The sequence below is a fragment of the Nocardia sp. NPDC051463 genome (assembly GCF_040681975.1).
Taxonomy (GTDB): domain Bacteria; phylum Actinomycetota; class Actinomycetes; order Mycobacteriales; family Mycobacteriaceae; genus Nocardia.
Genome location: NZ_JBFBAB010000022.1, coordinates 51,464 through 72,967, shown reverse-complemented (window position 1 = coordinate 72,967; position 21,504 = coordinate 51,464). Strand labels below are relative to the sequence as shown.

General features: G+C 67.3%; 17 protein-coding genes and 1 pseudogene. 9 read left to right on the top strand and 9 right to left on the bottom strand.

The window, feature by feature from the left end:
• Positions 1-155: 155 nt before the first annotated feature.
• Positions 156-1,949 (top strand): 2-isopropylmalate synthase, encoded by a 1,794-nt coding sequence (gene leuA, locus AB0M74_RS25230; protein ID WP_366528752.1) that lies wholly within the window; start codon positions 156-158, stop codon positions 1,947-1,949.
• A gap of 522 nt (positions 1,950-2,471) precedes the next feature.
• Positions 2,472-3,995 (top strand): AAA family ATPase, encoded by a 1,524-nt coding sequence (locus AB0M74_RS25225; RefSeq protein ID WP_366528796.1) that lies wholly within the window; start codon positions 2,472-2,474, stop codon positions 3,993-3,995.
• Between the two features lie 57 nt (positions 3,996-4,052).
• On the opposite strand, the gene AB0M74_RS25220 is transcribed toward AB0M74_RS25225, so the two are convergent.
• Complete coding sequence (locus AB0M74_RS25220; protein ID WP_366528795.1) at positions 4,053-4,949, bottom strand: LysR family transcriptional regulator; 897 nt, start codon at positions 4,947-4,949, stop codon at positions 4,053-4,055.
• 108 nt (positions 4,950-5,057) lie between these two features.
• Here AB0M74_RS25220 and AB0M74_RS25215 point away from each other — a divergent pair, with 108 nt between their 5' ends.
• The 5 genes from AB0M74_RS25215 (at position 5,058) to AB0M74_RS25195 (ending at position 10,738) form a co-directional block, all read left to right on the top strand.
• Positions 5,058-6,041 (top strand): EamA family transporter, encoded by a 984-nt coding sequence (locus tag AB0M74_RS25215; RefSeq protein WP_366528751.1) that lies wholly within the window; start codon positions 5,058-5,060, stop codon positions 6,039-6,041.
• 213 nt (positions 6,042-6,254) lie between these two features.
• The gene (locus AB0M74_RS25210) at positions 6,255-8,030 is read left to right on the top strand and encodes an FAD-dependent oxidoreductase (RefSeq protein WP_366528750.1); all 1,776 of its coding nucleotides are present in this window, start codon (positions 6,255-6,257) and stop codon (positions 8,028-8,030) included.
• Positions 8,031-8,109: 79 nt separating this feature from the next.
• Positions 8,110-8,754: a pyridoxamine 5'-phosphate oxidase family protein gene (locus AB0M74_RS25205; protein WP_366528749.1), complete on the top strand. Its 645-nt coding sequence runs from the start codon at positions 8,110-8,112 to the stop codon at positions 8,752-8,754.
• Positions 8,755-8,792: 38 nt separating this feature from the next.
• Positions 8,793-10,031 (top strand): MurT ligase domain-containing protein, encoded by a 1,239-nt coding sequence (locus tag AB0M74_RS25200; RefSeq protein WP_366528748.1) that lies wholly within the window; start codon positions 8,793-8,795, stop codon positions 10,029-10,031.
• On the top strand, positions 10,028-10,738 hold the full coding sequence (locus AB0M74_RS25195; protein ID WP_366528747.1) for a glutamine amidotransferase: 711 nt from the start codon (positions 10,028-10,030) through the stop codon (positions 10,736-10,738). Before AB0M74_RS25200 ends, AB0M74_RS25195 begins: the two co-directional genes overlap by 4 nt.
• A 2-nt stretch (positions 10,739-10,740) precedes the next feature.
• On the opposite strand, the gene AB0M74_RS25190 is transcribed toward AB0M74_RS25195, so the two are convergent.
• The 7 genes and pseudogenes from AB0M74_RS25190 to AB0M74_RS25160 all read right to left on the bottom strand — a co-directional run bounded on the left by AB0M74_RS25190 (position 10,741) and on the right by AB0M74_RS25160 (position 19,757).
• Positions 10,741-11,115, bottom strand: a complete 375-nt coding sequence (locus AB0M74_RS25190; protein WP_366528746.1) for a type II toxin-antitoxin system VapC family toxin — start codon at positions 11,113-11,115, stop codon at positions 10,741-10,743.
• Positions 11,112-11,240: a hypothetical protein gene (locus tag AB0M74_RS25185; RefSeq protein ID WP_366528745.1), complete on the bottom strand. Its 129-nt coding sequence runs from the start codon at positions 11,238-11,240 to the stop codon at positions 11,112-11,114. Before AB0M74_RS25185 ends, AB0M74_RS25190 begins: the two co-directional genes overlap by 4 nt.
• 3 nt (positions 11,241-11,243) lie before the next feature.
• Positions 11,244-11,339, bottom strand: a pseudogene (locus tag AB0M74_RS25180) (type II toxin-antitoxin system prevent-host-death family antitoxin); the annotation flags it as partial.
• A 33-nt stretch (positions 11,340-11,372) separates the two neighbouring features.
• A complete protein-coding gene (locus AB0M74_RS25175; RefSeq protein WP_366528744.1) occupies positions 11,373-12,425 on the bottom strand; it encodes a putative zinc-binding metallopeptidase in 1,053 nt (350 codons plus the stop codon).
• Positions 12,426-12,429: 4 nt separating this feature from the next.
• Entirely contained in the window at positions 12,430-13,344 is a 915-nt protein-coding gene (locus AB0M74_RS25170) for a transglutaminase family protein (RefSeq protein WP_366528743.1), read from the bottom strand.
• A complete protein-coding gene (locus tag AB0M74_RS25165) occupies positions 13,341-16,151 on the bottom strand; it encodes a circularly permuted type 2 ATP-grasp protein (RefSeq protein WP_366528794.1) in 2,811 nt (936 codons plus the stop codon). Before AB0M74_RS25165 ends, AB0M74_RS25170 begins: the two co-directional genes overlap by 4 nt.
• Before the next feature lie 69 nt (positions 16,152-16,220).
• Positions 16,221-19,757, bottom strand: a complete 3,537-nt coding sequence (locus AB0M74_RS25160) for a transglutaminase family protein (RefSeq protein WP_366528742.1) — start codon at positions 19,755-19,757, stop codon at positions 16,221-16,223.
• Between the two features lie 161 nt (positions 19,758-19,918).
• On the opposite strand from AB0M74_RS25160, the gene AB0M74_RS25155 reads away from it, so the two are divergent.
• Together AB0M74_RS25155 and AB0M74_RS25150 are read left to right on the top strand one after the other, a co-directional pair.
• Entirely contained in the window at positions 19,919-20,128 is a 210-nt protein-coding gene (locus AB0M74_RS25155) for a hypothetical protein (RefSeq protein ID WP_366528741.1), read from the top strand.
• A 42-nt stretch (positions 20,129-20,170) separates the two neighbouring features.
• Positions 20,171-20,815 carry a hypothetical protein gene (locus tag AB0M74_RS25150; protein WP_366528740.1) on the top strand — a complete coding sequence of 215 codons (645 nt, stop codon included), beginning with the start codon at positions 20,171-20,173 and terminating at the stop codon, positions 20,813-20,815.
• Between the two features lie 34 nt (positions 20,816-20,849).
• Here the strand turns inward: AB0M74_RS25150 and AB0M74_RS25145 are convergent, their stop codons facing one another.
• Positions 20,850-21,473, bottom strand: coding sequence for a LysE family translocator (locus AB0M74_RS25145; RefSeq protein ID WP_366528739.1), 624 nt, complete (start codon positions 21,471-21,473; stop codon positions 20,850-20,852).
• Between the last annotated feature and the right edge of the window lie 31 nt (positions 21,474-21,504).

Below are 21,504 nucleotides of genomic sequence, written 5' to 3'. Positions count from 1 at the left end.
CATCGCGACACGGTAAACTTCCGGACATCATGCAGCGGGCACTTCTTCTCGGCCGCCGCGACGGGGTCTGATCGGACCGGCCTCCCGTCGCGGGGTTCTGCCGCGCCGGTCGACCCTTTTATATGGGAACCACCACACCCACTCGGAGAAACCGCATGTCCCCCGCTGATGTCTTCGTATCCGGCTCGCGCACCATCGCCGCCCCGTCGAAGCCCGCCCCGGCCGACCAGCCCGGCTGGAACACCCAGAAGAACTCCTCGATGCCGACCTTCCGGTACCGGCCCTTCGCCGAGGAGGTCGAGCCGATCGCGGTGCCCGACCGCATCTGGCCGGACAAGATCATCGATCGGGCGCCCGGCTGGTGCGCGGTCGACCTGCGCGACGGTAACCAGGCGCTCATCGACCCGATGAGCCCCGCTCGCAAGCGCCGCATGTTCGACCTGCTGGTGCGAATGGGTTACAAGGAGATCGAGGTCGGCTTCCCTTCGGCGAGCCAGACCGACTTCGACTTCGTTCGCGAGATCATCGAAGACGGCGCGATCCCCGACGACGTGACCATCCAGGTGTTGACCCAGTGCCGTGCCGAGCTGATCGAGCGCACCTTCGAGGCGTGCGCGGGCGCGACGAACGTGATCGTGCACTTCTACAACTCGACCTCGGTCCTGCAGCGGCGTGTGGTGTTCCGCGCGGACCAGGCCGCGGTGAAGAAGATCGCCACCGACGCCGCGAAGCTGTGCCTGGAGATCGAGAAGCGGTACCCGGACACCAACTGGCGCTACGAGTACAGCCCCGAGTCCTACACCGGCACCGAGCTGTCCTACGCCAAAGAGGTCTGCGACGCGGTCACCGAGATCATCGCGCCGACCCCGGCCAAGCCGATGATCATCAACCTGCCCGCGACCGTCGAGATGACGACTCCGAACGTCTACGCCGACTCGATCGAGTGGATGAGCCGCAACCTGGCTCGCCGCGACTCGATCGTGCTGTCGCTGCACCCGCACAATGATCGCGGCACCGCCGTCGCCGCCGCCGAGCTGGGCTACCAGGCAGGCGCGGACCGCATCGAGGGCTGCCTGTTCGGCAACGGCGAGCGCACCGGCAATGTGTGCCTGGTCACCCTGGGGATGAACCTGTTCTCCCGTGGCGTGGACCCGCAGATCAACTTCTCCGACATCGATGAGATCCGTCGCACCGTCGAGTACTGCAACCAGCTGCCGGTGCACGAGCGCCACCCGTACGGCGGCGACCTGGTGTACACCGCGTTCTCCGGCAGCCATCAGGACGCCATCAACAAGGGCCTGGACGCGATGAAGGCCACGGCCGACGCGGCCGACTCCGACGTGGACGACATCGTCTGGGAGGTCCCGTATCTGCCGATCGACCCGAAGGATGTCGGCCGCACCTATGAGGCCGTCATCCGGGTCAACTCCCAGTCGGGCAAGGGCGGCGTCGCCTACATCATGAAGACCGATCACGGCCTGGCGCTGCCACGCCGGCTGCAGATCGAGTTCTCCCAAGCGGTGCAGAAGATCACCGACGGCGAGGGCGGCGAGGTCACCCCGAAGGTGATGTGGGACGTCTTCTCCGAGGAGTACCTGAGCCCCATCCTGCCGCTGGAGCGGATGCGACAGAAGGTGACCGCGTCGGAAACCGATGGCGGCGTCGATGCCATTTCCGCGATCGTCAAGGTCGACGGCGTCGAGCAGGAGATCAACGGCAACGGCAACGGACCGCTCGCCGCGTTCGTGGATGCACTGGCAACTATCGGTTACGACGTGCGCGTGCTGGACTATTCGGAGCACGCGATGTCCGCGGGCGATGACGCGCAGGCCGCCGCCTACGTCGAGTGCGCGATCGGCGACAAGGTGGTCTGGGGTGTCGGTATCGCCACGTCGATCACCACCGCGTCACTGCGCGCGGTGGTCTCCGCGGTGAACCGGGCCCACTGATCTCGGTCGGCTAGTACGGTTGAAGCCGGACGTCCTGGTAAGCGACATAGTCGCCGTCCGGGGCGTCCGTCTTTCGATCCTGTTGGCAGAGACCGACAATCGGGCCATATCAGCGGCATGTCCGCATGGCGCGGCTGCTGTCGACACTGGGGGCGGGTCACCGAACCCCGTGCTAGCGTTGGTTCCGCACTCAAGCGCCGAGCTCTCTGCTCGAATTCCCGAGCAGATGGGGGAACTGTGACTACAAACGACCACAACCCGACTTCTCCGCCCTGGCTGCAGAGTCATTCGGTAGATACGGCCGACGTCACCACCGAGGCCGACGGACACCACGCGGCGCCTGACGAGGGGGCCGAACCGTCGGCCGCCGAGGTCACGCCCGAGTCGTCCGGCGACGCCGAAGCGCAAGAATCCGCAACGGATTCGGCGGATCTGCCTGCTGCCGAGCTACCAGACGCGGCCGCACCGCCGCAGCCGGAACCGGAGCCGCAGCTCGCCGGTTTCCCACCGGGTGTGGGTCCGATGGACCAGACCACCTCGTACGCGCAGGCCGCGCCGCCGCAATCCTACGGTCCGCCCGACGGATTCGCGCCGCCCGGTGCGCCGGAACAGTTCGCGCCGTACAACACCAGCCAGTTTCCGCAGCCGGTTCCGCACGCGGAGCCCTATCAGCCCGGGCCGTATCAGCCGGGTCCCTATCAGCCCGGTGGGCCTGTCGGTCCGACCGAGAACGGCAGCCATCCGGTGCAACCCGCGCCCGAGCAGCAGAACTACAGCGAGTACCGGCAGGAGATCGGTCCCGACGGACTCGTCCGGCGGGTGCCGCAGGACCAGCCGCAAGCCGATCAGAGCAGCGGGCCCATCTACAGCTGGGCGCCGCCGCCCCCGCCGATGCAACCACCCGCGCCGCCGCAGCAGCAGATGTACCAGCAGCCCGGCCCGCCCATGGGTCAGCCGCCCATGGGTCAGCCGCCCCTCGGGCCGCCGCCCGGACCGATGGGCCAAGTGCCGCCTCCCGGCTGGCCGGGCGAACACAATCCTCATCAACCGCAGCAGCCCTTCCAGCCGCAGCACATGCCGCAGCCGGGACAGCCCGGGCATTCGGTCAACGACCTGAACCTGCTCAAGCGCGCGCGCAAGGCGCCGCGCAGTGGCTGGCGCCGGGCGGTGCACAAGGCCACCGGCGGTGTGGTCAATCCGGGCGAATCCGCGGCCGATGTGGTCTACCGCGATCTCGTGGACCGGGTGAATCAGCCGGTGCGCGGTGACTACCGGATCGCGATCCTCTCGCTCAAGGGCGGCGTTGGTAAGACCACGACCACGGTCGGGCTCGGATCGACATTCTCGACGCTGCGCGGTGATCGCGTGATCGCGATCGACGCCAACCCAGACCTCGGCACGCTCGGCCACCGGGTGCCGCGCCAGACCCGCTCCACCGTGCGCAACCTGCTCGAAGACGAGCACATCACCAGGTACTCGGATGTCCGCGCGCACACCTCGCAGGCGCCGAGCCGACTGGAAGTGCTTGCCAGTGAACAGGACCCGGCGGTCTCGGAGGCCTTCAGCGAGGCCGACTACCGCCAGGCCATCGGCATTCTGCAGTCGTTCTACAACATCATCCTCACCGACTGCGGCACCGGTCTGATGCACTCGGCGATGGCCGGCGTGCTGGATATGGCCAGTTCGCTGGTGCTTGTCACCTCGCCCGCCATCGACGGCGCGCGCAGCGCATCGGCCACGCTGGACTGGTTGGACCACCACGGGTACAGCAAGCTCGTCGAGCGCACCGTCGTGGTGGTGAACGCCTCGCGCCGCGGCGCCTCGACGGTCGACCTCGACCAACTGCGCAAGCTGTTCCTCGATCGCACCCGCGCGGTGCAGGTGGTGCCCTTCGACGACCATCTCGCCGAGGGCGCGGAAATCGACCTGGAATTGGTGAGCAAGCCGACCCGGCGCGCACTGCTGGAGCTCGCCGCCATGGTGGCCGACGATTTCGGTTACATCGGCGCACAGCAGTACCGAGGCGGCCAGCCCGGACGGCACTAGCAGTTCGAAACCGCAGCGGCCCGGCGCTTGGGCGGGGCCGCGCTGTTTGTCGCGACACTATCGCGCCGTCACCCGACGGGCCGCGGCTTCGAAGGCCGCCAGCACGGCGGCGATGGCGGGACGCTGCTCGGCGTGCGGGCGGGTGGCCAGTTCGTAGAGGCGGGCGGCGCGGACGCCGGACAGGCGTAGCACCGCGAGATCGGGGTGGGCTACCGCGAAGCGGGGCATGAGCGCTACCGCGTAGTTCGCCGCGACGAGAGTCTCGATTACCCGGAAGTCGTTGAGGCGCTGCGCGATACGCGGCTCGACACCGGTCATGGTCGCGATCGAGCGGAGCACATCGTCGACGGGGAAGCCGCCGCGCACGCTCAGCCAGGTCTCGTCGGCGAGCTCGGTGGGAGTCACCTCGGTGCGACCGGCGAGCGGATGTGTCGGTGCGACAACGACATCGGTGGGTTCCCGCATGAGCACCCTGGTGATGACCCGTGGACCGGCGATCGAGGAGGCGCGCTCGTCGCGATGAGTGAGGACGATGTCGTAGTCCGCGAGCAAACGCGACACCTCCGATGGCGGCAGGTCTACGTCACCGGCCACTACCTCGACGCCGCTGTCGGCCATCGCGGGAAGCACGTAGGGCAACAGCAGTGCGGCGCCCGACGGGAACAGTGCCACGCGGACCCGCCCGCGCGGCGAGCCTCGATAATGCGCCATCTCGGCGACGGCCCGGTCCATGGCCGCAAGCACCTCGTCGGCCCGCAGTACGAGGGCCTGCCCCGCGTCGGTGAGCCGAACCCGGCGGCCGTCGGGCTCGAGCAGTGCGACACCCGCCTCCCTGGCCAGCACCTTCAGCTGCTGCGACACCGCGGACGGCGTCATCGACAGCGCCGACGCGACGGCCGCGATAGTGCCGCGGTCGGCGAATTCGCGCAATACTCGCAGGCGTTCGAGGGCCATGGGCGGCCCCGCCGAGGCACCGTCCGGAGTAATCATTCAGTAATGCTACATAAATGCTGCATATTAATTCGATTGTTCTTATGAGTTGAGCTGTTCACGATAGAACGCGTGACCAACCGTGACCGCCTGCTCGGCCTTACCGTCGTCCTGCTCTGGGGGCTGAACTTCATCGCCATCCGGGTCGGGCTCGACCACTTCCCGCCCTTCTTCTTCGCCGCACTGCGCTTCGCGGTCATCGCGGTGCCGGTCCTGTTCTTCATTCCGCGCCCGAAGGTGCCGCTGCGCTGGTTGCTGTTGTACGGCACCGGGTTCGGCATCCTGCAATTCGCCTTCCTGTTCACCGCGATGCGAGCCGGCATGCCGACGGGGCTTGCCTCACTGGTGTTGCAATCCTCGGCGCCGTTCACTGTCGTCCTCGGTGCGCTGTTGTTGCGGGAGCGGCTGCGGCCGGTCCAGGTGCTCGGCATCGCCGTCGCGGTGGCGGGCATCGCGGTGATCGGCCTCGACCGCGCGCAGCATGCCCCGCTGCTGCCATTGCTGCTCACGCTGGCGGGCGGGCTCGGCTGGGCCTTCGGCAATATCGGCTCGCGGCTTGCCATGACCTCCGGCGAGGTCAACCCGCTGCATCTCACCCTGTGGATGACCGTGGTGTCCCCGATCCCGATGTTCGCGCTGTCCGCGCTGATCGAGGGACCGACCACGGGTCTGGATGCCATGACCGATATCGGCTCCCCCACCGGTTGGCCCGCGCTGCTCGGTCTCGCTTACATCGTCGTACTCGGCACGGTCGTCGGCTCGGGACTGTGGACATACCTGATGAGCCGTTACCCGGCGAGCACGGTCGCGCCGATGTCGCTGCTCGTCCCGGTGGTCGGCATCGTCGCCGCCTGGGTCGCGCTCGGCGAGACTCCCTCGGTGTTGTCGGTGCTCGGCGGGCTGATCGTGATCGCCGGAGCCTTCGCGGCAACGACCACGGGCAGCCGTATCGGTACGAACAACCCGGCACCGGAGCCGGTCCCGACTAGTGCGTGCTCCAGCGAGGTCGCACCCGTGCCGACACTCGCCGGCCGATCGCGCCTCACGCAGGCCTGAGGCAACGGTCGCAACCGCCGGCCCGGGCGATCGGCGCCCACGATCCGTTGTCGGAGGCCGTGCTTGTTCGTGCATTCGCACCCGGCCGAGAGCCCCGAGGTTTACCATCAGGCGGCGGTTAACCAGGGTGGGGTAGCTGGGCCCGGGATAGGCCGCCTTACAGTGTGCAGTGCGTGTTAGTAGTCCCGAAAAGGCTGGGCAGCAGAGTTGCGCATGGCAGAACAGCGATGGACCGTGTCGCGAAGAGCGATGCTTCGTGGCACCGTCGCGGCGGGAGCGGCCACAGCGGGGGCATTGACAGCGGGCGGGTTACGACCCGCGCCCGCCTCCGGAAGTCCGAGCGGCAAGCGGGTCGCGGTGTTCGGTGGCGGGGTCGCCGGGTTGACCGCGGCGCACGAGCTGGCCGAGCGTGGTTTTCAGGTCACCGTCTACGAGCGTCGAGCGCTCGGCGGCAAGGCGCGCAGCATTCCGGTGCCGGGCACCGGATCGGCGGGTCGGCCGGATCTCCCCGGCGAACACGGGTTCCGTTTCTTTCCCGGCTTCTATCAACATATTCCGGACACCATGCGGCGGATCCCTTTCCCCGGCAATCCGAACGGTGTCTGGAACAACCTGATCGGGGTACCGGAGGCACGGTTCGCCCGGCGCGACGGCGACGATTTCCGGCTCCCGCTCGGACCCCGGGCCCGCACCGCGTTCACTCCGGAGATGTTCCGGGAGACCGTCGGCGCGACCATCAGCACCGCACTGAAAATGCCTACGGTCGAAGGTCTGTACTTCGCCGATCGCCTGCTCGTCTTCAACTCCAGCTGCGAGGCCCGCCGATTGGGGCAGTGGGAGCACATGTCCTGGCGTGACTACGTCGGTGGCCACCAGCGCTCTCACGAGTTCCGCGCGCTGCTCTCCCGCACCCTGACCAGCATCATGGTCGCGGCCAAGGAGGAAGTCGCCAGCGTCCGCACCATCGGCAATATGGGCGAACAGTTCCTCGGCAATCCCTTCGAGATCGGCAATGACGGCGCGCTCGACCGCGTGCTGAACGGACCGACGAATGCGGCATGGATCGACCCGTGGGTGCGGCGGCTACGTGAGCTCGGTGTGCAATTCGCGCTCGGCACCGAGGTACGCGGGCTGGATATGCGCGATCGCCGGATCGCCGGGGCTCGCGTCGTGGACGAGAACGGCGGGCAGCGCACCATCGACGCCGACTACTTCGTGGTGGCACTGTCGGCCGAACGGGCCCGGGCGCTGTGGTCGCCGGACGTGCTCGCGGTCCGGCCCGATCTGTCCGCGATGGACGGATTGTTCGTCGACTGGATGAACGGCATCCAGTTCTACCTGCGTACACCCGCCGATATCTCACGCGGGCACACTGCCTTCATCGATGCGCCGTGGTCGCTCACCGCGATCACCCAGAATCAGCTATGGACCAGCAAGCTCACCGAATTCGGTGACGGGACCGTGCAGGATTGCCTCTCGGTCGACATCTCGGACTGGAATACCCCGGGCCTGCTGTACGGCAAGCCGGCTAAGGAGTGCACTCGCGAGGAGATCGCGCGCGAGGTGTGGGCGCAGATGAGCGCGCACCTCAACGACCGCGGTGCGGTGCTGCGCGACGCCGACCTGCATTCGTGGTTCCTCGATCCCGGCATCACCTGGCAGGCCGACCAGCAGCACAACGCCAACGCCGATCCGCTGCTCATCAACACCGCGGGATCATGGGAGTGTCGGCCGCAGCCGCACGGTGCGCTGGAAAACCTTTTCCTGGCAGGCGATTACGTGCGTACCAATGTCGACCTCGCGACCATGGAGGGCGCCAACGAATCCGCGCGGGCCGCGGTGAACGCGCTACTCGACGTGGCGGGCTCGAATGCCGAGCGGTGCCGGATGTACACGTTGTATCGCACCGCCGAATTGGAGCCGTTCCGTCGCATCGACGCGGATCGCTATGCCGCGGGACAACCGAACCTGTTCGACCTCCAGCACTGAGCCGCGCACAAGTGTGATCGATCTCGCCGCATCGGAACAGAATTCGATCGCGCCGCCACTGCTACGGGTGTTCAATCGAATGATGCGCGAGAGCATCGGCACCGACGAGATCACCGGCCCCACCGAACTCAGGCAGCTGCTCGGCGACGTCATGCCGCGCGCCGCGAACAAGGAACGCACCACGCTGCACCCGAGGGACCGCGAATGGATCGCGAACTCGCCGTTCCTGATCATGAGCACCAGCGACGCCGACGGCAATTGTGACGCCTCGCCCAAGGGCGATCCGGCCGGCTTCGTGCGGGTGCTCGACGATCGGACCCTCGCGATACCCGAACGTCCCGGCAACCGCCGCGCCGACGGTTACCTCAATATCCTCGCCAACCCCCACATCGGCCTGCTGTTCCTGATCCCGGGCCGCCGCGAGACTCTGCGCATCAACGGTCGCGCCCGCCTGGTGCGCGATGCACCCTACTTCGACGACATGGTGGTCAAGGGCCATCGCCCCATCCTCGCGGTCGAGGTCGAGATCGAGCAGATATTCCTGCACTGCGCCAAGGCGTTCATTCGCAGCCATCTATGGGAGCCACAGCAGTGGCCCGTCGATACCCTGCCGAGCCCCGCCTGCCTGGTCAAAGAGGTCCACAGCGATATCACCGAGTCGATCGAAGAGCTAGAGCGCTACTACTCGCCGGAGAACTACAACGCCAAGCTCTACCGCGACTGAGCAACGCGGGTCCCGAAGCCACCACATAGACTCGCGGCGTGGCAGATATTTCGGTGCGTGGGCGGCTTGCACTGCGAGCGGCGGCCGCGGCGTCCTGGGCTTCGCAAAAGGCCGGACGCGGCAAAGGCTCGATGATCGGCGGATTGATCGCGCTGAAGATCGATCCGACGGTGATGGCGCAGCTCGGCCGCGGCAAACGCACGGTGCTGGTGACCGGCACCAACGGCAAGTCGACCACGACGCGGATGACCACGGCCGCGCTCAGCAGCCTCGGTCCGGTGGCCACGCAGGCCGACGGCGCCAACATGGACGCCGGGATCGTCGCCGCGCTGAGCACCCATCTGGGCACGCCGCTGGCCGCGATCGAGGTGGACGAGCTGCACCTGCCGCACGTGACCGACGCGCTGAATCCGACCGCCATCGTGCTGCTGAACCTCAGCCGCGACCAGCTGGATCGGGTCGGCGAGATCAACATGATCGAGCGCAAACTGCGGGCCGGACTGGCGGCGCACCCCGACGCCGTGGTGATCGCCAATTGCGACGACGTGCTGGTGACCTCCATCGCCTACGACCATCCGAACGTGGTCTGGGTAGCCGCGGGCAGCGGCTGGGCGATGGACGCGACCAGCTGTCCGCGCAGCGGCGAGCCGATCGTCTGGGAGGGCACGCATTGGCGTAGCACCGGTACAGATTTCCAACGCCCGGAACCGGATTGGTGGCTCGACGGCGAAAAGCTCTGTGGCCCAGAGGGTTTGCGATTGCCGCTACGGCTGGCCCTGCCCGGCCGCGCCAATCGCGGCAATGCCGCCCAGGCGGTGGCCGCGGCGGTCGCGCTCGGCGCCGACCCGGCAGCGGCGGCGACCGCGACCGGAACGGTGCAGGAGATCGCGGGCCGCTACCGGACCGTGCAGGTCGGCAAGCACACCGCGCGCCTGCTGCTCGCGAAGAATCCGGCAGGCTGGCAAGAAGCGCTGTCGATGATCGAGCCCACCGCGGCCGGGCTGGTGATCGCGGTGAACGGACAGGTGCCCGACGGTGAGGATCTGTCCTGGCTGTGGGACGTGCGCTTCGAACACTTCGAGGGGGTGCAGGTGGTTGCCGCGGGCGAGCGCGCGACCGATCTGGCGGTGCGCCTCACCTACGCCGGAGTCGAACACACCACGGTGGCAGATCCATTGCGCGCCATCGCCTCCTGCCCCGCAGGCCGAGTCGAGGTGCTGGCGAACTACACCGCGTTCCGCGATCTCAACCGCGACCTGGAGGGGCGGACGGCATGACAGAATCGACAGTGCGGATCGGGCTGGTACTGCCCGATGTCATGGGCACCTACGGTGACGGCGGCAATGCACTCGTGTTGCGACAGCGGTTGCGGATGCGCGGATACGACGCGGAGATCGTCGAAATCACTCTGGCCGAACCGGTTCCCGACTCGCTGGACATCTACACCCTCGGCGGCGCGGAGGATTCGGCACAGCGCCTGGCCACCCGGCACCTGCGGCGCTACCCGGGCCTGCAGCAGGCCGCGGCGAAAGGCGCGCCGGTACTTGCCATCTGCGCCGCCATCCAGGTGCTCGGCAACTGGTATGAGACCTCCTCGGGCGAACGCGTCGACGGTGTCGGGCTCATCGATGTCACCACCGCACCCCAGCACAAGCGCGCCATCGGTGAGGTGACAACCACACCCATGCTCGCCGGTCTCACCGCACCGCTCACCGGTTTCGAAAACCACCGCGGCGGAACCACACTCGGCCCCGACGCGACCGGCCTCGCCCGCGTCACCCGTGGTGTCGGCAACGGAGTCGGTGACGGGTTGGAAGGCGTCGTGCAGGGCTCCACCCTCGGCACCTACATGCACGGCCCGGCCTTGGCCCGCAACCCCGAACTCGCCGACCTGCTGCTCACCCGCGCCCTGGGCGTATCCGAGCTGGCACCACTCGACCTTCCCGAGGTCGAACAACTCCGGCGCGAACGCCTGCGAGCCTGACGCTAGATTGCCAGAATCGCGACCTCATATTTCTGGCAGTAGGGATCTCGCGTGACGAGTGTGAGACCTTCGCTCTTCGCTTGAGCCACCAACATGCGGTCGAACGGATCCCGATGGATCAATGGGAGGCGTCCGGCCGCGATGGCGTGATCGTGGTTGATCGGCAGCGGAACGAATCCGCTGTCGCGGACACGTTCGGGCAGATCCGCGGGGCCCTGCAGCTTTCCACTTGCGTGCTTGATCGCAACTTCCCATATTGTCGCGGAGCTCAGATAGACATCCGGATCATGGTCGAGCCGTCCCTTCAGATCATCCGACAGCCCAGGATCGTCGTTCAACCACCACAACACCACAGGGGTGTCCAACAGCAAGCTCATGGCCGCAGACCGAAGTCGTCGGCGATTGCCGCGTTGGTCTCCTCGGAGTCCCAATCCGGCGCGAGCACCAGTCGGCCGCGCAGCGACCCACGGCCGGTGCGCTCGGCCCGGCGGACCAGCGGCACGACCTTGGCAACGGGGTGGCCGGCACGGCTGATGACAATTTCCTCACCGCGTTCGACCCGCTCGATAATTCTCGACAGGTTTGTCTTGGCCTCGTGGATATTGAATTGTTCCGCTGCGTTGGACCGGATCGTTCAGCAGGCCGCGGCGCCACACAACTCGTGGACCAGGCGCATCTTCTCCAGGACCGGGTCGGGCAGGACAAAGGGGTAGAGGTCGGGGTGGCCCATGGAGCGGTTGACCATGTTGAGGGCCCAGGCCAGGGGCAACCAGAGGTCGATGATCTTGTCGAAGCCGGCACGGCCCACTTGCGGACGGTCGAGGGTGGCGCCCGCCGGTGCGAAGCCGAAAGCCGCCGCGGTGTCGAGGGTGTCGCGGATATGCAAATAGTGGGCGAAGGTCTCGGCCCAGTCCTCGGCGGCGTGCATGGTGGCGTAGGAGGAGACGAAGCTGCCGTCCCAGCCGGGCGGGGCGCCCTCGGAATAGTGATGATCCAGCGCGGCCTGATAGTCGGCGAACGGATCGCCGAAAAGACCCCGAAAACGCTGCAGTGCCTCATCATCGGCGACGAGCACGGCGAAGTAGTAGTGCCCGATTTCGTGGCGGAAGTGGCCGAGCAAGGTGCGGTAGGGCTCATCCATTTCTATGCGCAGCTGCTCGCGATGCGGGTCGTGCGCCTCGGCGAGATCCAGCGTGATCACGCCGTTCTTGTGCCCGGTGGTGACCTTGTCGGTCGCACTGGAGAGCAGATCGAACGCGAGACCGGCTTCCGGGTTCCGGTCGCGGCCGATGATCGGCAGTCCGAGCTCCGCCAATTCCATGATCAGCCGTCGCTTGGCCGCTTCGGCCTCGGCGAAGGCCTGTAGGCCCGCGGCGTCATAGTCGTGCGGGCGGGTGCGGGTCAGACGGCAGGACTCGCAGAGCATCGGACCGCCGGAAACGGGTGTGCCATCGGGGACGTGCACCATCCAATTGCACTGCGCGACATGTAGGTTGTCGCACAGCCGGAACCTGCGCCCGTCCACCGCGCCATCCGGACGTCCGTCGGGCCCCGCGGTGGCGGCATCGGAGATCACCAGCAATGCGCGATCGGCAAGGCTGAAACCCAGTGGACTGGAACACGACAGGCAAACGGAGTTCTCGAAAGCCAACTGCTGGCCGCAATTCGGACAGGTGAAATCGCGCATGCCGCTACCCCGCTACCGGTGCGACATCGACCGAGACGGTAATAGAGCTCTCCTTGGCGTCGGTGTAGATAATGCCGCGCAGCGGTGGCACGTCGGCATAGTCGCGACCCCACGCGACGGTGACGTAGCGCTCGTCGGCCAACTGATCGTTGGTGGGGTCGAAGGCGATCCAACGACCGGTCCGGTCGTGCGCGGCCTCGCCCGGCAGCCACACCGCCGACCAGGCGTGGGTGGCATCGGCGCCGATCATCCGTTCCTTGCCCGGTGGCGGGTCGGTGGCGAGATAGCCCGAGACATATCGGGCGGCGAGGCCGTGTGAGCGCAGGCAGGCGACACCGATCCTGGCGAAGTCCTGACAGACGCCCGCGCGCGCGGCGAACACATCGGCGACCTTGGTGGAGACGGTGGTAGAGCCCGACTTGTAGGTGAAGTCGGCATAGATTCGAGTGTTCAACTCGCGCACCGCCTCCAGCAGCGGTCGCCGCGGAGTCAAGGATTCGGCCGCATAGGCGGTGACTTCGGGAGTGATCTCGGGCGGCTGCAGGTCCAGGGTGAACTCCACCGCCAGCGGTCCGGTGGTAGCGGTCGGTCGGGCGTTCTCCCATGGTGCGGCGGCCGGACCGATATCGGTGTGGTCCGGTGTGTCGACCTCGACCTCGGATGCGCCGGTGACGACGAGCTTCCGATGGTCGGCCGTGACATGGAAGTAGGAGGTGGTGTTGCCGTAGACATCCGTGCCGATCGACCGATCCGACGGCACCGGATCGATGTCGATCTCATGCGAGAGCAGCCGCTGCCCGGGGAATTGCCGAGGCGTGAGATAGGCGCGCCCGTAGGAGCTGCTCACCTCATCGGAGTACGAGTAGGTGGTTCGATGCGCGACCCGATAGCGACGCGCGGAATCATCGCGGCCGATCATCCGACCACCCGCGTGCTGCCCCACAGCGGCTGAATACCCACTGGCAGCGCCAATCTCGTGGTTTCGAACGATTCGGAAATTTTCCGCAGCCGCAAGTGCACACCCTCCAGGAGCTCCGCCAACTCGCTACGTCTGCCGTCGGCGTCGATGACGTCCAGGTCATCGGGGTCGACGCGGCGCAGCATCCGTTGCGCGTCGGCCAGCAATCGTTGTGGCCGTGACGATCCGGAAGCCGCGGGCAGCGCCCGGAAGTCCGCCTCGAGTTGCTCGAGTTGATAGGCCAGCGATCGCGGATTGGCCGCGTCGAACAACAACAGCCCGGCGACCGCGGAGACCCGCACCGAATCCCGGTGCCGCCGACGGTAACTCACCGACGACTCGGTGGCGCGCAACACCGCCTCGGTCACCACCCGTTCGGCCTCCGCCGGATAGGTCGCGGTCAGCGCCGCCGACAACAGCGCGGTCAGCGCGATCCCACGTTCGATGCGTTTACCGATATCCATGACGTACCACCCGGTGTCACGCACCAGCGATTCGGCGCCGATCCCCGACAGCGACAGCAGCGCGGCAAGAGACAGCGAATGCACGGCCGACAACGCGGCCTCCTGGTCGCTCTCGGAGCCGCAATACTCGATCAACGCTCGATCTACCGCACTCAGAATCATCCAGGTGTCGGCGGACAATTGATCACGCACCGCGCGCGCCGCCGCCTCATACCGATCGATGGCGAAGGCCAGCGAACCCGGTGTGCCCCGATCGGCGGTCAGCTGCACCAGATATTCGTATCCTTCGCGCGAGGCCCCCGCGACCGGTGGCCGACCGTCACGCGCGGCCTGCTCCGCGAAGCTCGCCGAGGTCGACTGTTGTTGCTGCGCAGAACTGCCGGCCTCGCTCGACGCCTCCTCGACATCGCCCGCGTCTTGTCGGTCATCGGTCGAATCGACCGGTGGACTGTCATCCACCGGGGCGAGGGTTCCGGTCATTCGCGCCAGGGCCGACATCAGTGCCGTGACCGCGTCCGCGCCTTCGAGCCACGGGCGGTAGCGGAAGTCCTGGTACTGGTCGTGGGTCGCGATGAGCAGGCGCACCACCGATTCTGCTCGTTCGCTGTAGCGGCCCATCCAGAACAGATCGTTGAGGACGCGCGGCGAGCTGACGGCTTCGAGGGCGGGACCGCGGCGCTCGCGTTCTTCGTGCACCGGCTCGGTGGCGATGGCCGCGACCGCGGTGGGCGCGGCGCGCACCCAAATGTCCTTGGCGGCAACCTTGATGACCACCCGTTCCGGCTGCACGCGCTGACGCAGTTGACCGAGACCGCCCGCCATCGCCGTATAACCACCGCGGCGGGCCAGCGAGAACAACCGCATCCCGACCGGCGACGCGGCGAGACCCCCGTAGCCCTGGACGGCAGGAGCCACCGAAAACTGGGCCGGATCCTGACCGACCCATTGCCAACCACGAGCCTCGATCCGCGCCGCGAGTTCCAAACGTTGCTCCGCGGACAAATCGGGACCGAATTTCGTCGAGCCGTCGACGGTCGACCGAATGATGAGGCGGTCGAGATTCGCGAGCAAGTGCGACCGTTCGGCGTCGTCGCCACCCCAATACGTGGGTGCACTCTCGAGCACCAACTCCTCGCCGAGTAGTGCTCGCGAGATCTGCGGCAGGAATCCGGGCAGCGCGGGATTCTCCAGCAGCCCACTGCCGAGGGTGTTCACCACGGTCACCGCGCCGCGCCGCAGCACTTCCACCAGACCCACCACACCGAGTCGGGAATCCGGGCGCAGATCGAGCGGATCGGAGAATTCGGCGTCCACGCGGCGCAACACCACATCGACTCGCTTCAGCGTGCCGAGCGAGCGCATCCACAGCGCACCGTCGCGCACCACCAGATCCGCGCTCTCGACCAGCGGAAAACCCAAGTTCGATGCGAGATAGGCCTGATCGAAAGCGGTTTCGGAGCGCACACCCGGACTCAGCACCACCACGACGGGATCGTCGTCGGCGTTCGGCGCGGATTCGATCAGCATCAGCCGCATCGCCCGCGCGAAGGGGGTGAGCGGTCGCGGATTGGAGTGCTCGAACGCCTCCGGGATCGCCGTGGACACCACGTGTCGATCCGCCAGCGCATAGCCCGCGCCCGACGGGGCCTGTGCCCAGTCTGCGATGGCGCGGAACTGTCCGTCACTCCATCTGCTGATATCGCAGGCATGCAGGAACAGCTGATGCCGCCCGGGCACCGTGATGCCGTGCGCGGCCCGAACGTAGCCGTTGCTACCGAACACCACCTCCGGCGGAAGTAGGCCCGAAGTAATAGTGCGACGCGCACCGTAGATGTCGGTCAGCACCTCGTCGAGCACCCGTGACCGCTGCACGAGGCCGGCTTCCAGCCGGGTCCAGTCATCGGCGGAAACCAACAATGGAATGGGGTCGAGCCGCCACGGGGTCGGGAGCGCCGGATCTTGCGGCGAGATGACCTCGGTGTAGTAGATGCCGTCGTCGTCGATCAGCCTGCGGACCCGGCTGTCGAGCCTGCCGAGCCCGGTGGTGCCGAGCTCGACGAAGTCGGCGGAGAGCTCCGACCACATGCGCCGCACCCGGCCGTCGCCGTCGACCAGCTCGTCGTAGTAGCCGTCCACCGGGCGGCCGCATTCGTCGTAGGCCGCACTGTCCACACCCTCGGCGCGATAGCGGGCGAACTGTTCGGCGAACTGTTCGCGCACATCCGGCCCGACGTCATCGTACGGCGGCTGCTCCGGTCGAGCGGGACCCCCGTGGTCCTGCGCACGCTGAGCTTCGTCGCGCATTGTCACCGCGCCGACCTCACTTCCGCTGCCAGAGGTTGCCGTGGCGCGCCGGATGGACGCGCCGTCGACCTACCGATCGCTGACCAGTCGCCATACCGTCCTGGCCCGGCGTAGGTCGAGAATGCCCGGCGCACCGATATCAGTGGACTGCGCTGTCATCTTCGCACGTAGCTCCCCCGGATCGACCCGAGCGGTTGTGTGCCCGGCCGCCTCGAAGCGCCGATTGCGGCGCGATTGCGCGGCCACCGCATTCACCGGAGGGTCGTCGTAGGCCATGCCCCCCGGGTGTGCCACGTGGTAGGTGCAGCCGCCGCGCGAAAGTCCGGTCTCGGCATCGATCAGGTCGAAAAAAAGCGGCGCGTCGACGGTGATCGAGGGGTGCAACGCATTCGGCGGCTGCCATGCTCGGTAGCGCACACCGGCCACCTGCACATCGGCCTTGTCGGTGGCGAGCAAAGGCACCGGCATGCCGTTGCAGGTCAACACGAAACGGCCGCGATCGGCACCGACCACCCGCACCTGCAGCCGCTCCACCGAGGAGTCGACGTAACGGGCGGTGCCGGTCTCGGCGGTCTGCTCGCCGAGGGTGTTCCACGGTTCGATCGCGCCGCGCAGTTCGATCTCGACCGCACCGAGCACCACGGTGCCGATGCGCGGGAAACGGAACTCGGTGAACGGGTCCAGCCAGCTGGTGTCGAAATCGATGCCGTGCGCACGCAGGTCCGCGGCGACCTCGGCGATATCGGCCATCAAGAAATGCGGAAGCAGATAGCGGCCGTGCAGATTCGCGCCGTGCCGAATCAGCGCGGCATGCAAGGGCCGCGACCAGAATCGGGCGACCAGGCCGCGCACCAACAGCGATTGCACCATCGCCATCTGAAAGTGCGGCGGCATCTCGAAGCCGCGCAGCTCCACCAATCCGAGTCTGCCCCTTGCGGTTTCAGGACTGTAGAGCTTGTCGATGCAGAATTCGGCGCGGTGGGTGTTGCCGGTCAGGTCGGTGAGCAGATGACGCAGCGCGCGATCGATGTACCACGGGGAGATATCTTTCGGCGCGGAATCCCCACTCAGCCTGGCTATTTCGGCAAAGGCGATCTCCAGCTCGTACAGCGCGTCCTCGCGACCCTCGTCCACCCGCGGAGCCTGTGAGGTCGGCCCGACGAACCGGCCCGCGAACAGATATGACAACGCCGGATGCCGCTGCCAGTAGGTGAGCATGGAAACCAACAGGTCGGGGCGGCGCAGCAGTGGAGACTGCGCGGGCGTCACGCCGCCGAGAGTGATGTGGTTCCCGCCGCCGGTACCACCGTGGCTGCCGTCGACATCGAACGATTCTGTGCTCAGCCGCGCCAGTCGCGCCTGCTCATACAGCGTCGACAACAGCGCGCACTGCTCGGCGAACGACGCCGTGGGCTGGACGTTCACTTCGATCACCCCGGGGTCGGGAGTCACCGACAGGGTGCGCAGCCGCGCATCAACCGGCGGTGGGTAACCCTCCAGCACCACCGGCTGACCGGACGGGCCCAGCGCCGCCGCGGCCGTCTCCACCCGGCGCACCAGATCGAGAAAGTCGTCGAGTTCCTCCAGCGGCGGCAGGAATACGTGCAGCTTGCCGTCGCGCACCTCGCCGACCAGTGCGGTGGTCGGCTCCCAGTCCGGATCTTCGACCACTGCGGGCGGTTCGGTTCGCGAGGGACGCAGCGGTCCGACGAACAGGGGGTCGCGGTCCGGTGGCGTCCGTGGTGTGCGCCAGGAAATGGAATCCAGCGGTAGCCGCAGTCCGGCCGGAGAATCGCCGTCGATCAATACAATTCGCCCCTCGGGGCGCCTCGACGTCGCGCCGCGCCGCAACCGCCAGTCGGCGCTGGCCCATCCGGAGCCGTCCTCGCGCCGATACAGCGACAGCACGTACGCGGCGGGTTCGGTCACCGACGCATCGAGTTTCGCGAGCAGTGCGCGCCGCGCCGGTGCCGAATCCGCATCCGGTTCGATGTCCTCGGCCTGCGCCACCGGGTCGCCGGCCGGCGCGCTGAGCGTGCCGGCCAGCCGCGCCAGCGGATCCTCGAAGGCGGGCCGGACCTGCGTGTCGGGCAGCCCGATGCTCGCGGCGACATGTGCGATCAGCGCACGTGCCGCATCTCGAGCGGCGGGTACCGGCCGCTGCGTGCGCCGAACTGCCGCGCGGTCGGCGGACCGACCCGGCCGCCCCGCATCGAACACCGATGGAGTGTCGACTATTCGGACCGAATGATCGTGCAGTGCAGCGTGTTCGGCCATCGGCTCGACGCCCGACGCGGCGCCCTCGGGCGACCAGTCGAGCACGCGCGGCGGCGACCACGGGTCGATGAGCAGGTCCGGGCGGGTCCACACCGGCTCGCCGTCGGCGCGCCAGGCGATGGCAATCTCCCAGCGGGGCAACGGTTCTCCGGGGTACCACTTGCCGAGCCGGTGCTGGAGGAGACCGGTCGGGGCATAGATCCGGCGCAGCCGATCGGCCAGATCGATCGCACGTTCGCGCTTGTGCGTGCCGTCGGCATCGGTGGTCCATTCGGGGCTGGTCTGGTCATCGATCGAGACGAAGGTCGGCTCGCCGCCGATGGTCAGCCCGACCTTGCCCGCGGTCATCCGCGCGTCGACCGCGGCACCGGAGGCGGTGATGCGCTCCCACTGGGATCCGTTGTAGGGCAACGTGACTCGGGGATCCTCATGGACACGCCGGACGGTATTGGCGAAATCCATGGTCGCCTCGGTCCGGCCGGTCGCACCGGTGATCGCGGCCGAGGAAGTCGGATGCGGTGTCGCGGCCAGCGGAATGTGCCCTTCGCCTGCGAAAAGACCCGAGGTCGGGTCGAGCCCGACCCAGCCGGCGCCGGGCAGATACGCCTCGGTCCACGCATGCAGGTCGGTGAAGTCGGCGGGCGGGCCCGACGGCCCGTCGAGTGCGGGGACATCCTGGGCCAGCTGCACCAGATATCCGGAGACGAATCGAGCGGCCAGGCCGAGCTCGCGCAGGATGGACACCAGTAGCCAGGCCGAATCGCGGCACGACCCGATCGCGGCGCGCAGCGTGTGGTCGGGTGACTGCACCCCCGGTGCCATCCGGATCGTGTAGCCGACGTCCTGACGCAGCGCCTGATTGATCGCGACAAGGAAGTCGATGGTGCGAGGCTGATCGCTCGGCGCATGGGTGCGCACCCAGTCGCGGACCAACTCGCCGGGCCCCGAGTCCGGTCCCGCCTCGTCCACCGGTCGCAGGTACGGCTCCAGATCCGCAACCAGTTCCCTGCTGTAGCCGAACGGAAAGTGCTCGGCGTAGTCCTCGATGAAGAAATCGAACGGGTTGATCACCTCGAGATCGGCGATCAGCCCGACGGTGATCGACAGCTCGAGGGCCGGATTCGGAAAAACCAGCCTGGCAAGGAAATTACCGAAGGCATCCTGCTGCCAGTTGCAGAAGTGGTCGGCGGGCGTCACCCGCATCGAGTAGGCGTCGATTCTGGTCCTGGAGTGCGGTGCGGGCCGCAGCCGAACCACGTGGGGATGAATCTCCACAAGCCGGTCGAAGGTGTAGACGGTCCGGTGTTCGAGTGACACCTTGATGCCCATGCAGCAAGTTCACCACACCGTGGCGCGCATCTGGCGGGACATCACCAGTGTCCGCAGCGTCGCGTCCTCGATGCCGTGGCGCGACACACGGCCGACCTCCCACCGGCGCACCTGCCCGGGTGATATGACCGAATGACGAATCGATCTCGTCTGGAGGTCACATGCGTACGCCCACCTGTCGGTCCTGCGAATCCGCCGTCGACCACTGCCACGGCACCCTCGTCGTCCACCTTGCCCGGATCGCCGAATGCACCGACGAAGACTGCTTCGATCTCGACCACGCCCGGCACGCGTTCGTCGTCGACTGCGCCGATATCGCGGGGGGCTGTGCCTGCACCGACCCGGCCACCCCCGGCAGCCGCACCGCCTGAACGCGCGGTTGGGCCGTGATCGCCGCCCCGTACCCTGTCCGGGTGAACTACGACCACGTCTTGTTGCCGTCCGGTGCTGCTTCGACGCTCGCAGAAGTGGACACCTACCTGTCCACCCAGCAGGGTCTCGCCGAGACGGATGTGGTCGCGCGGCTGGCGGCGGAGCTGAACAGGCGCGACGCCGAGCTACCCGAGGACGACCACTTCCTCGGCGCGGACTCGGTCGGTGGCGCGGACACCGGTGCGGTGCTGCACGTGCCCTGCCCCTATGACGCCATCGGCTATGTCCGCCAGTTGCTGTTCGCGCTCGCGACACCGCTGAACTACGCGGTCTACGACCCCCAACTCGCCTGGCTGATCGATCCGGCGGGCAGCGTTCCCGCCGCTGTCACCCACGGCGGTGCGGGCGAATTCCCGTATCTCACGAAAGCAACCGCGCAGCTGTGGGTCTCCGAGCTCGCCCCGCCGAACCCCTACCTGATCGTGGAACGCGCCGACCAGGTCTACATGCAGACCTATCGCGACGAATCGGGCACGTTCACCGTCGAGTACCGAGACGGCGCGCCCAACAAGCATTTCGGCACCACGCTCACCGATGCCTCGACCGTCGCCGACTTGATCTGGGAGTGGGCCACCGACGACCGCACTCGCCTGCGCACCCTGCCCTGGACCCGAGTCGACCTCTGATCCCGATCAGCGCCGTTGTGGCGGGGCGTGCGGTTCACTGATTTTGGACGGCAAGGCGGCCCGCGAGAGCGATGAAGGAAGCGCCGAAGACACGCCGCATCCAGGTGACCACGATCGGACGGGAGATGACGTGGTTGCGCACGGCTGCGGCGCACGCGCCGTACACGGCGAATACGACGAACGTCGCGAGCATGAAGATGCCGCTCAGTTCGAGCATGCGCACCAGCGCATTCGGTGCTCCGGTCGGCACGAACTGGGGCAGAAAAGCGAAGAAGAAGATCGTCAGCTTCGGATTGAGGATGTTCATCAGTACCGCCGAGGTGATCACCCGACGTGCCGACGGCGCGGTGCGCGCACTCGCCGTGTCCTCCGGCACGGCGAGTGCGCCCTTGTCACGGAAGGTGTTCCACGCCATGTACAGCAGGTAGGCGACGCCGAGATATTTCAACGTCTGGAACGCGACCGCGCTGGCGTTGAGCAGCGCGGCAAGACCGGTGACCGCGGCGATCATGTGCGGGATGATGCCGAGCGTGCATCCGAAGGCCGCGATCGCACTGGCCCGCGCGCCACGAGAGAGCCCGGCGGCCAGCGTGAAGAGCGCGCCGGTGCCGGGAGTGGCGACGATGACGAGCGTGGTCAGCAGAAATTCGATGCTCATCCCCGACACAGTAACCCGCCTCCGGCGCAGC

What these genes read in the sequence shown, in the direction of transcription:
- AB0M74_RS25220 (WP_366528795.1), bottom strand. Translation starts at nt 4,949, where the DNA reads ATGGCCCTCGAACGCCTGCGAGTATTGCGCGAATTCGCCGACCGCGGC.
- AB0M74_RS25205 (WP_366528749.1), top strand. Translation starts at nt 8,110, where the DNA reads ATGATGCGCGAGAGCATCGGCACCGACGAGATCACCGGCCCCACCGAA.
- AB0M74_RS25175 (WP_366528744.1), bottom strand. Translation starts at nt 12,425, where the DNA reads ATGCGCGATTTCACCTGTCCGAATTGCGGCCAGCAGTTGGCTTTCGAG.
- AB0M74_RS25145 (WP_366528739.1), bottom strand. Translation starts at nt 21,473, where the DNA reads ATGAGCATCGAATTTCTGCTGACCACGCTCGTCATCGTCGCCACTCCC.
- AB0M74_RS25165 (WP_366528794.1), bottom strand. Translation starts at nt 16,151, where the DNA reads ATGCGCGACGAAGCTCAGCGTGCGCAGGACCACGGGGGTCCCGCTCGA.
- AB0M74_RS25160 (WP_366528742.1), bottom strand. Translation starts at nt 19,757, where the DNA reads ATGGGCATCAAGGTGTCACTCGAACACCGGACCGTCTACACCTTCGAC.
- AB0M74_RS25210 (WP_366528750.1), top strand. Translation starts at nt 6,255, where the DNA reads ATGGCAGAACAGCGATGGACCGTGTCGCGAAGAGCGATGCTTCGTGGC.
- AB0M74_RS25170 (WP_366528743.1), bottom strand. Translation starts at nt 13,344, where the DNA reads ATGATCGGCCGCGATGATTCCGCGCGTCGCTATCGGGTCGCGCATCGA.
- AB0M74_RS25195 (WP_366528747.1), top strand. Translation starts at nt 10,028, where the DNA reads ATGACAGAATCGACAGTGCGGATCGGGCTGGTACTGCCCGATGTCATG.
- AB0M74_RS25190 (WP_366528746.1), bottom strand. Translation starts at nt 11,115, where the DNA reads ATGAGCTTGCTGTTGGACACCCCTGTGGTGTTGTGGTGGTTGAACGAC.
- AB0M74_RS25155 (WP_366528741.1), top strand. Translation starts at nt 19,919, where the DNA reads ATGCGTACGCCCACCTGTCGGTCCTGCGAATCCGCCGTCGACCACTGC.
- leuA (WP_366528752.1), top strand. Translation starts at nt 156, where the DNA reads ATGTCCCCCGCTGATGTCTTCGTATCCGGCTCGCGCACCATCGCCGCC.
- AB0M74_RS25225 (WP_366528796.1), top strand. Translation starts at nt 2,472, where the DNA reads ATGGACCAGACCACCTCGTACGCGCAGGCCGCGCCGCCGCAATCCTAC.